This is a genomic window from Ornithinibacillus liuyingii, from assembly GCF_055550225.1.
The window spans coordinates 243,112-255,779 of record NZ_JBPWOS010000003.1 but is presented as its reverse complement, the minus strand read 5'-3'; the positions used below and the strand labels follow the sequence as shown (position 1 = coordinate 255,779).

Genomic DNA, 12,668 nt, shown 5'->3' with positions numbered 1-12,668 from the left:
GGAGACGTCTTTTCTATAGAATATCCATCATCTTCTTTAAGAAATGACTTCTATTTCGGACATTTGCTTTATGATATATCCTGCTTAGACTTTTTTTGACCGTAATTTGAGCAATGAACAATTCACTAGCAATTTCAGCAATCGTTTTGTTTTCTAGAATCAATTTCGTAATATCCTGTTCCCTTTCTGTTAAGGAAAACTTTTCTGCTAATATATCTAACTTCTGTTGTTGGGTAATATCGTGTAAGAATTGTTTGAGATATGGTAGTAGTTTCGGTCCGCTCAAATCCAATAAGAATGTCGGGGTTGGGACATCTGTTTCAAAATCACGATGCTCTGCCCCTGGTACGGTTTGAAACCCAAATTTGTATAGCAAATCCTGATAGAATCGTAAAGGGGTGGATGTAGAAATTTTTCCACCTGAAAAGATTAATGGTAATAGACTATATAATAAAAATGAACGGGCAGAATTATTAGTTGGATCTTTATATTCTTGGTAACGGATATAATATCCGGCAGTCTTTTCTACTGGTACATTATAAAAGTCTATTTCCTCCTTGGTCAAATTACCAAAATATGCACTAGAAACAGGCTGAGTTGCAAGGAAGGGTAATGTCTGTTCATTAACTGGAACAATAATGGATATACCGATTACCTCATCATGAATGTTTTTTAGTAAGCTTGAACCGTTATAACCGATTTTTTTAATGTATTCAGGTCCAACTAATTCCTGCTCATGTTGTTTATGTACTAATGGTGAATGGAATTGGAAGGAATGGTTAGTTGTTCGATTAAAATAATGGGTCTTTGTCATTGTTGGATTATTTTTTAGATAGGCAAAGAAATCCTCTACAGCATGAAAATTATGGTCGCCAATCGGTTCTAAATACATAGCGTTATCAAATGTGGCATCGTGAAAGAAGACCGATTGAATAACATCATCTCCAAGATGATAAAAAAAAGAAGCAATATCTTCTTCCGTTGGTCGTTTGGCAATTCGATGGTAATAAAAATCAATAATTTTTTTGTTTATTCGTTCATATTGGTTGGGATTACGTTGTTGGAGTTCTATACGAATAGCATCACGAACTAAATCATGTATACTCCATCCCCTTCGTGACCTTTTTACAAAAGATAGAGAGGTAAGTTGGTAGAATTCTTGATTAGGTATTTCACGATTTAGTACCTCGGATAGACAATGTTGATCAAATTGATGAAACATGGCAGCAGCTTCTACCATTCTTGTTAATCCTTCATTGGTTACCTCTCTTAACCATCTTTTGGTAAGGGTAGTCAAAATATCTATGTTATTGTTAAAACTTCGATTATGCTCTTCCTCTGAGAGATTAATTATAGTAGCGAGTGTTAATAGTAATGGATTACCTTTAGTAAACTCCCATATTTTTCTTATTTCTTGATTATTATTAAAACCATTTAGTTCCAGTAAATTACTTGTTTCCTCCACGGTAAAGGGCTCTAATTTTATCTGTCTAGTAATTTTTCTCCATGCAGGGGATTCCAGCCATTCTCCGATTAAAGGTTTTCTTCCTGCTAGAATGATCGTGACACTTGGATGTAAAAATCGAATAAAGGTATTTCGAAACCAACGTTCTAACTCCATTTGTTCAAATGTATCTATTGTAATGATTACTCGACATTGAAACCGATCAATTAGAGAAAGACAATCTTGTAAGCTTATTTGTGGTGAATAGTTCAATGGTTCGTTTTGATGACAAGCCAAAGTTTGATATAAATGATCAATAAACCCTTGAACGTTTTGTACAAAGTCCTGACTATCGAGTAGGAAAAAAGGAATCTGTTTTTGTTTTGCAACTCTAGCAAATTCATGTAATAAAAAGGTTTTACCGATTCCACCTTCACCATAAAAATGGATGATTTTTTGACCTGGATTGTCTTCTCGAATATACTCTTGAAAGAACGTTAACTCTTTACTTCTACCAATAAAATATTTTTCCTCTACATCTTGAATCAGTTCATTTATACGCTCTTCGCTTTCTGTAGTATCTTGATAAACGTTCAATCATATAGCCCCCAATTCTAATGTTTTATATTAGAAGAGTCTTATTATTAAAAATATAAAGTAGTAAAAAAGTACTGTCAAGCTTATGTTAACTCGATTAAAAGTATAATAAGTAACCATTATTCGCACCCTAATATGGAACAGAATCTTCTGTTCCATTACCCACAAGGGAGTGATCGGTTTTGGCTAGAAACAATAATAAATTGTTAGTGCCTGGTGCAAGGAATGCAATTGACCAAATGAAAGAGGAAATTGCAAATGAACTTGGTGTTCAGCCTGGTGCGGACACAACTGCACGCGAAAACGGATCCGTGGGTGGCGAGATGGTCAAACGAATGATCAAAATCGCTGAACAGAGTATGCAAAATGGGAACAAGTAGCTTGCTCTGGAAAAGGAGCTTCCATTATGGAGGCTCCTTTTTAAATGGTTTTATACTACATTACAATCAAATTATACAATACTTCACGTAATCTTCTGTATTTAAATAAGACTATGAATATGGTAAATTTAGAATATTAATGCTCTAGGGTGGTGCTACTTGCAGAAAATTTCCTTACAATCCAAAATACTAGTGTTAATTGTTAGTTTAATTACGTTTATTACAATTTCTCTAATCGGTATTTTCGCCTATTTAGAATCAAAGGATACAGAGAGGCATATTGGGGAGCGTGCTTTAAATGCCGCAACGACGATATCCATCATACCAACTGTAGTGGAAGCGTTTGAACTGGAAAATCCATCAGAGGTTCTCCAACCAATTGCGGAAGAAATTAGAGAGGTAATTGGGGCAGAGTTTATTGTGATTGGAAATGCAGATAGTATTCGCTATGCACATCCAGATAGAGAGAGAATTGGGGAACGGATGGTTGGTGGTGATAATGACCGAGCGTTAAACAATGGCGAATACTATATTTCCAAAGCAGATGGTAGTCTAGGTCCATCTCTAAGAGGAAAAGCTCCGGTTTTCAATCAGGATGGAGAAGTAGTTGGCATTATTTCTGTTGGATTTATGCTCGATGATATTCGAGCGATTATTTATAATAGCTTACAAAAATTTAGTGGCTCGGCAGTAGTGATTATAGTGTTGGGGATAATTGGCAGTGTGATGCTTGCCGGTAATATACGAAAAGACACGTTTGGTCTAGAACCTTATCAAATAGCATCATTGTTTCAGGATAGAAGTGCTATTTTGTCATCGATAAAAGAAGGGATCATTGCAATAGATTCTCATGGTAGAATTACGGTTATGAATGAATCTGCCCAGAAGATACTTGGATTAATAGATAATTATACGAATAAAAGAGTTGAAGAAGTGTTTCCTAATACTAAAATGTATGACGTTTTAAAATCAGGGAAAGCAGTCAGAGATGATGAAATGGTGTTAAATAACCGCCTTGTAATTGTTAATCGAACACCAATATTGGATGAGAAGCAAAACGTAGTTGGAGTGGTAGCGAGCTTTCGGGATAAGACGGAAATTAATGAAATGCTCAATACGTTATCAGAGGTAAGAAAAATACTCAGAAGATCTAAGGGCACAAACCCATGAGTATACGAATAAACTCTATGTTCTATCTGGACTGTTACAATTAGGGCATTATAAAGAAGCAATTGATCTAATTCAACTAGAATCAAGGGCAACGATTCATGCTAATAGAATATTAATGGAACAGATAAAGGACCGAACAATACAAGCAATATTGTTGGGCAAGATGGGGAAAGCATCGGAGAAGAAGGTTGAGTTTAAAGTAGATGGAAACAGTTATATAAGCGAGTTGCCGAAGCATATAGATATGGCCAAGATGATTTCCATTCTAGGAAATTTACTAGATAATGCATTGGAGGCAGTGGAGAAAAAGGAAAAGAAAGAAGTTATTTTTTTTGGGACAGATATAGGAGCGGATATTGTCTTCGAGATAGCGGATTCTGGTGATGGTGTACCAGATAAGGATGTACAAAAACTATTCGAACTAGGTTATTCCAGTAAGAATGATGTAGAAAGAGGATATGGTCTAGCCATTGTTAAGGATACGGTGAAGGAGCTAGGCGGTCAAATTGAAGTTCATAATCAACCAAGTGGGGGAGCGGTGTTTTCCGTATTTATTCCAAAACAAGGAAAATCGGGGGAAGAATATGATTAATGTTGTCATAGTGGAAGATGATTTTCGAATCGCTAAAATTCATGAAGAGTTTATTGGGAAGGTTTCGGGCTTTCGGGTAGTAGGCAGAGCATTAAATGGAGAGACAGCTATCCAGCTAATAGCTGAGAAGCGTGTAGATTTAGTAATTTTAGATGTCTACTTGCCAGATATTCTCGGAGCGAATCTAATAGATACGATTCGAGAAACAAATTCACATATCGATTTTATTATGGTTACGGCGGCTACGGAAACAGAACTGGTGAGTGAAATCATTCGAAATGGCGTGTTTGACTATATTATTAAGCCAGTAAAAATGGAACGGTTTATTGAGACATTACAACGCTACCGGGAAATGAAGGAAAACCTCGAGAGGAAAAAGGAGGTTGATCAATCATTTTTAGATAAGTACTTTGGCCACCAATCGGCTACGTTAGATCAGAAAGAAACTCCTAAAGGAATTGATCCATTAACATTAGAGAAGGTATCTGACATTATAAACACGTTAAAAGGGGGAATAACAGCAGAAGAGATGGGAGCCAAGATAGGTGCATCACGTACCACTGCTAGAAGATATTTAGAGTATCTAATTTCGGTAGGAGAAGTAGCGGCGGAATTAGAATATGGGATTGTGGGACGACCAGAAAGAAAATATCACGTAGTAAACAAAGGAGACTGATTAATGCGACAGTCTCTTTTTCTGTGAACAAAATGAACAAAATGTATTTTTTTGTTTTTTTATTCATTATTTTGAAAACGGTTACATTAGATTAGTAGTGAATTATAGTGGAAAATAAGCACTGATTTTTCAGAATTTTAAGGGGGATATAAATATGAAGAAGTATTTAGCACTTTTCTCAATTGTTATCTTAATAACGATTCTTGCTGCTTGTTCGGCGAATAACACTTCTGGTGATAATGAATCGGGAGAGTTTGAGCCAGATAGAGCCATTGAAATGGTTGCACCAGCTGGAGCAGGTGGTGGCTGGGATACAACAGCAAGGATGGCTGCTAAAGTATTTAGTGAAGCAGGAATTATTGATGAAAGTATTGGCGTAATTAATAAGCCTGGTGGCGGTGGTGCTGTCGGTTGGGCATATGTTGCAGGACAGGATGGAAGCAATCATCACTTATTTGTTGCTTCACCACCTATTATTCTAGTTCCATTAAACGGACAATCAGAATATGGTTATGATGACTTCACACCGATTGCTAATGTTATTGCCGATTATGGAGCGTTCGCTGTCCGAGCAGATGCACCATGGGATAACTTAAATGAATTATTTGAAGATATGAAAGCGGATCCAGAGAGTATTTCGGTAGTTGGAACATCCTCACCAGGTAGTATGGACCATATCCAATTCGTACAGATTGCCAAAGCAGCAGGTGTCGATATTACAAAAATTAAATATGTTACCGACCCGGATGGCGTTGGGTTAACCCAGTTATTAAATGGTAGTGTTGAAGTATTTTCAACTGGTGTTGCGGAAACAGTAGAACAAGTAAAAGCTGGAACTATTAAGGTTCTTGGTATTACGGCAGAAGAAAGATTATCTGGAGAAGTTCTAGAAGATTTTCCGACTGCGATGGAGCAAGGAATTGACGCTTCATTTGTTAATTGGCGAGGGTTCTTTGGGCCACCAAATATGGGTGAGGAAGCAGTTGCTTACTATGAAGCAAAATTTAAGGAGTTAAGTGAATCAGAGGAATTTGCTACTATTCGTCACCAATATGGATGGGATGAAATGTTCTTAGGTACGGAAGATTATAAGGCTTTCTTAGATGAGCAAAATGATACTGTTCAAATCTTATTAAATGAGTTAGGACTAGGTCAGTAAAATAACCATTCTGTGAAGTCAATGATTCCCATGTCATTGACTTCCGTTTATTTTTTATTTTTATAGAGGTGGTGAAAGTATGTTCAAAACATTAAACCAACGAGTAAGCCTGGTATTACTAGTGCTGGCCACTTTATATCTCATACTTGCTTATCAATTACCTTCATTTTCCTATTCGATTGTCGATGCTGATGTAGTGCCAAAGGGATTAGGATTTTTATTGATTGCACTATCGATTGGGTTATTTTTTACGAAGGATTCCGAGACGGAGGAGCAAAAAGCACGTAGAAATATACCTAAAAAAGATATTGGGGTATTAATGGCTGTTTTCGCATTTGTATTCTTATATATATTCTTCTTAGAGATATTAGGATTTGTTGTAACAACCGCCATGTTTGTTTTTGGTTGTTCTTGGTTCTTAGGATATAAAAAACATCTTACGAATGGACTTGTAGCTATTTTGTTTCCTCTATTCATGTACCTTTTATTTACTAATTTTCTAAAGATAAATTTACCACAAGGAATATTGCCGTTCTAAAGGAGGGAGCATATGGGATCGATTGAAGGTATTTTAGCTGGTTTTCAAGTAGCGTTAAGTCTTGAAGGAATTATGTTTGTTTTAATAGGGGTCCTTGTTGGAACATTTATTGGTATGCTACCTGGTCTCGGACCAATTAGTGCCATTGCGGTTATGATTCCAATAACATTTGGAATGGATCCAGCTCCAGCCCTTGTCATGATGGCGGGCGTCTATTATGGTGCGATATTTGGTGGCTCTACTTCCTCCATCTTATTAAACGCACCAGGTGTATCTGGGGCGGTTGCAACATCTTTTGATGGGTATCCAATGGCACAGCAAGGAAAAGCTGGAAAAGCATTAGCGATTGCAGCTGTTTCCTCCTTCGTTGGAGGTACAATTAGTGTTGTACTATTAATGATCTTTGCACCGGTCCTTTCAAGTGTAGCGATATCATTTGATCCGCCTGCTTATTTTGCATTAATGTTCTTAGGTCTAACCGCTATTACTAGTCTGTCAGAAGGATCCACTATTAAGGCGTTAATTTCAGCTGTAATTGGCTTTATGGTTGTGACGATTGGAATTGATGCACAAACAGGGACACAACGCTTTACATTTGGAAATGTTAATTTACTAGAGGGGATTGACTTTTTAGTTATTGCTCTTGGACTATTTGCACTTGCTGAGGTTTGTACACTCATTATTAAGCGGAAGGATTTATCCTTTGATAATAAACATAAGCTAGGAAGTCTAAAGATTACGAAACAAGAATTTAAAGAGATGAAAGGACCGATGACGAGACAATCTTTTCTAGGCTTTGTTCTCGGTGTTCTACCAGGCGCAGGAGCAACGATTGCTTCCTTCATCGGTTATATTACTGAAAAACGTCTTTCTAAAAAGCCGGAAGAGTTTGGAAAGGGTTCGGTCAGAGGTCTCTCAGCACCAGAGACAGCGAATAACGCAGCAACAAGTGGTGCGTTTGTTCCTTTATTAAGTTTAGGAATTCCCGGTTCGGGTACGACTGCAGTTATGCTAGGTGCTTTTCTAGTTTTGAATGTTCAACCAGGACCACTGTTAATGACCGATCGTCCAGAGATTTTTTGGGGCATTATTGCTAGTATGTATGTCGGTAATGTATTTCTATTAATCTTAAATCTACCATTGATTCCGTACATCTCTAAAATACTAAAAATACCACGCCCATTACTAATATCCTTGGTCATCATGTTTAGTATTATTGGGGTGTATGCAATTAGTTTTAATACCTTTGATTTGTATATGCTGCTTTTATTTGGGGTTATTGGATTCTTAATGCGACTATTCTCCTTCCCCGCACCACCGTTTATTCTAGCATTTATATTAGGTGGTATGATGGAGCAAGCATTTAGACAATCATTAACCATTTCTAACGGAAGCTATATGGTCTTTGTCAATAGCCCGATAGCGTTAACGTTATTAATCTTTGGTTTATTATCATTCTTGTTCCCAATCATAGGACATTTTCGTCGTAAACGGAAAGAAGTAAGCTAGGGGGGGGTTACTCCCTATAATAAAGCTCCTTATGGCGCTAGACCGAAAGTAAGATCAAGCTTTTAGGGTTGTAGTGTCTAAGGAGCTTTTTACATAGTTGTCGAATAATAAATGGAAAACTTTATCTTTTCAAAAAAATAGTCCCATTATATTACGAGTACGTGTATCATAGTAATCAAAAGAGTTACGAGGAGGATGCCAAAATGAAACCGTTAATTGGTGTGATTACTTCGACAGACCTTGATGGAGATGTGTATTATGAAGGAAAAGATAATGTGAATGCTATTTTAAAAGCTGGTGGAGTCCCAATATTACTTCCTTACTATGAGCAGGAGGAGGATTTAACAGCGATTGCAGGGATGATAGATGGGCTTTATGCAACAGGCGGATACGATATTGATCCAACTCTGTTTGGAGAAGAACCTCATCCAAATCTAGGAACAATTTTACCAGAACGAGATACATTTGAAATATCGATCATGAAGAAAATGCTGGAGTTGGAAAAACCGATTCTTGGGGTTTGTCGTGGAAGTCAAACATTAAATATTGCACTAGGTGGGGATATGTATCAGGATATTTATGCACAAATTCCAAGTACGTTACTACAGCACCGGCAGAATGCGCCGAAATACCACGGCTCCCATTTTGTTGAGGTTAAAGAGGGTTCCCTTTTGCATCGCTTAACAGGTGAGACGAAACTAAGGGTAAATAGTAGACATCATCAAGCAAATCGAAACGTACCCAATCCGCTTCAAATTAGTGCAACCGCCAGTGACGGTGTTATCGAAGCAATTGAAAGCGCGGAACACCAGTTCGCCCTTGCGCTGCAGTGGCATCCAGAAAATATGTTTATGGCGAATGACACGCCCTCCGCGGCAATATTTAAGGGATTTATTTCCGCTTGTAAGCAAAACTAGGCATTTACTTGTCTTAAGTGAATGCGGTAGTGTTTCCATTGCTGGGAGGGAAAATGTTTATGTTTTTTTCTGTTAAGATAATACTAAGCATGCTATAAAGGGAGTATGTAATATTTTCTATATGGAGAAAGGATTATTAAATTGAATATAATCGATACCCATTGTGACGCTTTATTAAAAATACAATATTCCAAAAGACAATATGATAAAAAACTACTTCAGTTTAAGGACGCACAGGAGTTAAATACTAATCTTGGATTTCTTAAAAAAGGAAAGGTGAAGGTACAGTTTTTTGCTATTTTTATTATGCCGGACATTCCTGTCGAAGCAAAATGGCAGCATGCCCTTGAGCAAATTGATATTTTTCATACCGATATTCTTGAACCAAATCCAGAGATGAAGCATATTAAAGAGTGGCAAGATATAAAGAAGTTAAAAAATGGAGAAATCGGTGCAGTATTAACACTCGAGGGTGCAGATGCTTTTGGTAGTGATTTAGCAAAGCTCCGATTACTTTACCGTTTAGGTGTCATGTCCATTGGTCTTACATGGAATAATGCTAATTTATGTGCCGATGGTGTGGAAGAACCTAGAGGTGCGGGCCTAACTGCATTTGGTAAAGAGGTTGTCCAATTAAATAATGAGCACGGTGTATTGACAGATGTATCCCATTTATCTGTTAAAGCCTTTTGGGATGTAATGGAACTAGCAAAATATCCAATAGCAAGTCATTCCAATGCTTATAGCCTCTGCCCACATCCTCGTAATTTAAATGATGAACAGATTAAAGCGATGTTTGAACGAAATGCGATGATTGATGTTGTATTTTGGCCTCCTTTTATTAACCATGAGCGCCAAGATGGGAGTATAGAAGATTTAATTCGTCATATTGACTATCTATGTGAGCTCGGTGGCGTACGGAACATCGGGTTTGGATCAGACTTTGATGGTATCTCATCCTTTATCACAGATTTAGAGGACGCCTCGAAATATCAAAATCTAATAAATGACTTATTAAAGTACTATTCAGAGGAAGAAGTAAAAGGTTTTGCCTACCTAAATTTTATTAATCAATATGTGAATGTAATTGATTAATGTAGAGTGTCTACATAGAATAAATGACTTAGTGTTGTGCTGGACGTACCTGATTCGCGGGTAGAAGAGGCTGATTGGCAGAAGGGAGCGCATGTCCTGTAGGAGGGTGAAGTTCATCCGCGGGTACATGGGCCCACTCCGCGAGTACATGGGCCTAAAGCGGAAGAAGATGAACCCACCCCACCCACCCAAACTCTTCTCACATGCCAACCCCCCCAACAAATTAACCAAATCCAAATCTTTTCATGCATAGAAAACCCTTCCAATCATATAATATTAAGTTGTTTGTCATGTACGTTTATTTGTTTGCATATGATGATATGTGGCCTATTTTTCCTGATAACAGGGAAAATACCGGTGCAATTAATTCATTAGGAGTGAATGCAGCGATGTGTGGGATAACCGGTATTGTAAGTTGGAATAATTTTGTGCGTGAAGAAAAGGAAATACTTCAACGTATGACAGATACGTTGTCATTAAGAGGTCCAGATGATACGAATCTTTGGTTAAATACTTTTGTGGGTTTTGGACATAAGCGATTGGCGGTTGTGGATTTAGAAGGTGGGAAACAGCCAATGCAAAAGAAAGCTGGTGGCAATACGTATACACTTGTCTATAATGGCGAGTTATATAATACAGAGGAATTAAGAAAAGAGCTTCTAAATCGCGGCTATACGTTTCAGACGACTTCTGATACAGAAGTATTACTGACTTCCTATATCGAATGGAAGGAAGATTGTGTAGAGTATCTTAATGGAATCTATGCCTTTGGGATATGGGATGATGCTAGACAACAGCTATTTATGTCACGTGATCGAATAGGGGTAAAACCTTTATTTTATTTAGAAGATGAAAATCGTTTTCTATTTGGTTCGGAAATAAAGGCAATATTGGCTCATGATAGTGTAAAAGCAGAAGTTGATTATAGTGGTTTAGCAGAAATTTTTGGATTAGGTCCATCAAGTACTCCTGGTCATGGGATTTTTAAACATATGAAAGAATTGCGTGCGGGACATTCGCTAACCTTTTCAAAAGATGGGTTAAAGACTTGGCGTTATTGGAATGTGGAGAGTAGGGAGCATACGGATTCTATTGAAGAGACGATTCAACGAGTGAGAGAACTTTTTATTGATGCAGTACAGCGCCAGTTAGTAGCAGATGTACCAGTATCTACTTTCTTATCAGGTGGTGTGGATTCTAGTGCGATTACCGCAGTAGCATCGGAGTATTTTAAAGATAATGGGAGAGGGACACTGACTACTTTTTCGATTGATTATGAAGGAAATGATAAACACTTCGTCGCTAGTAAATTTCAGCCATCCACTGATAAACCATTTATAGACAAAATGGTGCAAGCTTTTGAAACAGATCATCATGACGAGATAATTTCTGGGGAAGAATTGGCACATTACTTAAAAGAAGCGGTTATACTACGTGATCAACCAGGAATGGCGGATATTGATTCCTCTTTACTTTGGTTCTGTAAGCAAGTGAAGAAGCATACAACGGTAAGCTTATCTGGTGAATGTGCGGATGAGATATTTGGTGGATATCCATGGTTCCATGACCCGGATTCGGCGGAGGACGGCTTCCCATGGGTACGTTCGCTTGATTCTAGAATTGATTTATTAAAGCCAAAATGGCAAGAAAAGCTTGATTTAAAAACATATGTCCATGACCGATACCGGGAAACCATTGAAGAAACTCCTCGACTAGATGGAGAAGGGAAGCAGGATGCAAGAAGAAGAGAATTATTCTATCTAAATATTCATTGGTTTATGCAACAGCTTCTTGATCGGAAGGATCGGATGAGTATGGGGGCAAGTCTAGAGGTTCGGGTTCCGTTTGCTGATCATCATTTAGTAGAATACGTTTGGAATATTCCTTGGGAGATGAAGATGTATAATAATCGAGAAAAAGGAATTCTGCGTAAGGCTTTAGAAGGAGTTTTACCAGATGAGGTTTTATACCGTAAGAAAAGTCCTTATCCAAAGACCTTCCAGCCTGAATATACACAGCAAGTAATAAACTGGATGAAGGAAATACTTTCGGATAAGGATGCACCATTATTCGAATTTCTAGATAAAAAGAAAGTCGAAGCGATAGTTCAAAGCGAAGGAAAGGAATTTAAAGATCCTTGGTATGGTCAGTTGATGAAAGGGCCACAACTGATTGCTCATTTGTGTCAGATTGATTATTGGTTAAGGACATATCAGGTTAAAATATCGGAATAGCTAGTAAAAATGGTGAATCATCTTTTATAATGGTTCACTTTTTTTACTGGCTAATTAACTAAACCACCCTATGAGAAAATGAAGGCATCCACTATATGTGCCACAAGAAAAGCGCTTTCTAATAAACAGGGACAAGCTACTTCATTTTAGATTCGGTTCATTTTCCTTCGTTAGAACAGTCCCTTTTCCCAAAATTAATTCAACAAGATTCGAGGAATAAGTTGTATATTCTAAATGTAATATGAAAATTAAGTCGAAATAACAGTTAAATGGTCATAAAATAAAATCAATATTCAATTTACTGATTATTGAAAATAGTGTTACAAGATGATATAGTTGGGATAGAATGTGTAATCG

Annotated in this window: 11 protein-coding genes; 10 read left to right on the top strand and 1 reads right to left on the bottom strand. The window is 37.3% G+C overall.

The features are described from left to right. Positions 1–13 precede the first annotated feature (13 nt). Entirely contained in the window at positions 14–2,041 is a 2,028-nt protein-coding gene (locus ACSKT4_RS05830) for a LuxR family transcriptional regulator (RefSeq protein ID WP_186870427.1), read from the bottom strand. Positions 2,042–2,223: 182 nt separating this feature from the next. Between ACSKT4_RS05830 and ACSKT4_RS05825 the strand changes: the two genes are divergently transcribed. The 10 genes from ACSKT4_RS05825 to asnB all read left to right on the top strand — a co-directional run bounded on the left by ACSKT4_RS05825 (position 2,224) and on the right by asnB (position 12,311). Continuing rightward, positions 2,224–2,421: an alpha/beta-type small acid-soluble spore protein gene (locus ACSKT4_RS05825; RefSeq protein WP_186870426.1), complete on the top strand. Its 198-nt coding sequence runs from the start codon at positions 2,224–2,226 to the stop codon at positions 2,419–2,421. Between the two features lie 159 nt (positions 2,422–2,580). Next, a complete protein-coding gene (locus tag ACSKT4_RS05820; protein ID WP_465822986.1) occupies positions 2,581–3,591 on the top strand; it encodes a PAS domain-containing protein in 1,011 nt (336 codons plus the stop codon). 115 nt (positions 3,592–3,706) lie between these two features. After that, entirely contained in the window at positions 3,707–4,183 is a 477-nt protein-coding gene (locus ACSKT4_RS05815) for a sensor histidine kinase (protein WP_465822985.1), read from the top strand. Beyond that, positions 4,176–4,859: a response regulator gene (locus tag ACSKT4_RS05810; RefSeq protein WP_186870424.1), complete on the top strand. Its 684-nt coding sequence runs from the start codon at positions 4,176–4,178 to the stop codon at positions 4,857–4,859. Before ACSKT4_RS05815 ends, ACSKT4_RS05810 begins: the two co-directional genes overlap by 8 nt. A 154-nt stretch (positions 4,860–5,013) precedes the next feature. Then, positions 5,014–6,018, top strand: a complete 1,005-nt coding sequence (locus ACSKT4_RS05805) for a tripartite tricarboxylate transporter substrate binding protein (protein ID WP_186870423.1) — start codon at positions 5,014–5,016, stop codon at positions 6,016–6,018. A 79-nt stretch (positions 6,019–6,097) separates the two neighbouring features. Further along, the gene (locus ACSKT4_RS05800; protein WP_186870422.1) at positions 6,098–6,556 is read left to right on the top strand and encodes a tripartite tricarboxylate transporter TctB family protein; all 459 of its coding nucleotides are present in this window, start codon (positions 6,098–6,100) and stop codon (positions 6,554–6,556) included. 12 nt (positions 6,557–6,568) lie between these two features. After that, positions 6,569–8,065 carry a tripartite tricarboxylate transporter permease gene (locus ACSKT4_RS05795; protein ID WP_186870421.1) on the top strand — a complete coding sequence of 499 codons (1,497 nt, stop codon included), beginning with the start codon at positions 6,569–6,571 and terminating at the stop codon, positions 8,063–8,065. A 203-nt stretch (positions 8,066–8,268) separates the two neighbouring features. Continuing rightward, positions 8,269–8,982, top strand: coding sequence for a gamma-glutamyl-gamma-aminobutyrate hydrolase family protein (locus ACSKT4_RS05790; RefSeq protein ID WP_465822983.1), 714 nt, complete (start codon positions 8,269–8,271; stop codon positions 8,980–8,982). 141 nt (positions 8,983–9,123) lie between these two features. Further along, the gene (locus tag ACSKT4_RS05785; protein WP_186870419.1) at positions 9,124–10,077 is read left to right on the top strand and encodes a dipeptidase; all 954 of its coding nucleotides are present in this window, start codon (positions 9,124–9,126) and stop codon (positions 10,075–10,077) included. Between the two features lie 389 nt (positions 10,078–10,466). After that, a complete protein-coding gene (gene asnB / locus ACSKT4_RS05780) occupies positions 10,467–12,311 on the top strand; it encodes an asparagine synthase (glutamine-hydrolyzing) (protein WP_186870499.1) in 1,845 nt (614 codons plus the stop codon). The last annotated feature ends 357 nt before the right edge of the window (positions 12,312–12,668 follow it).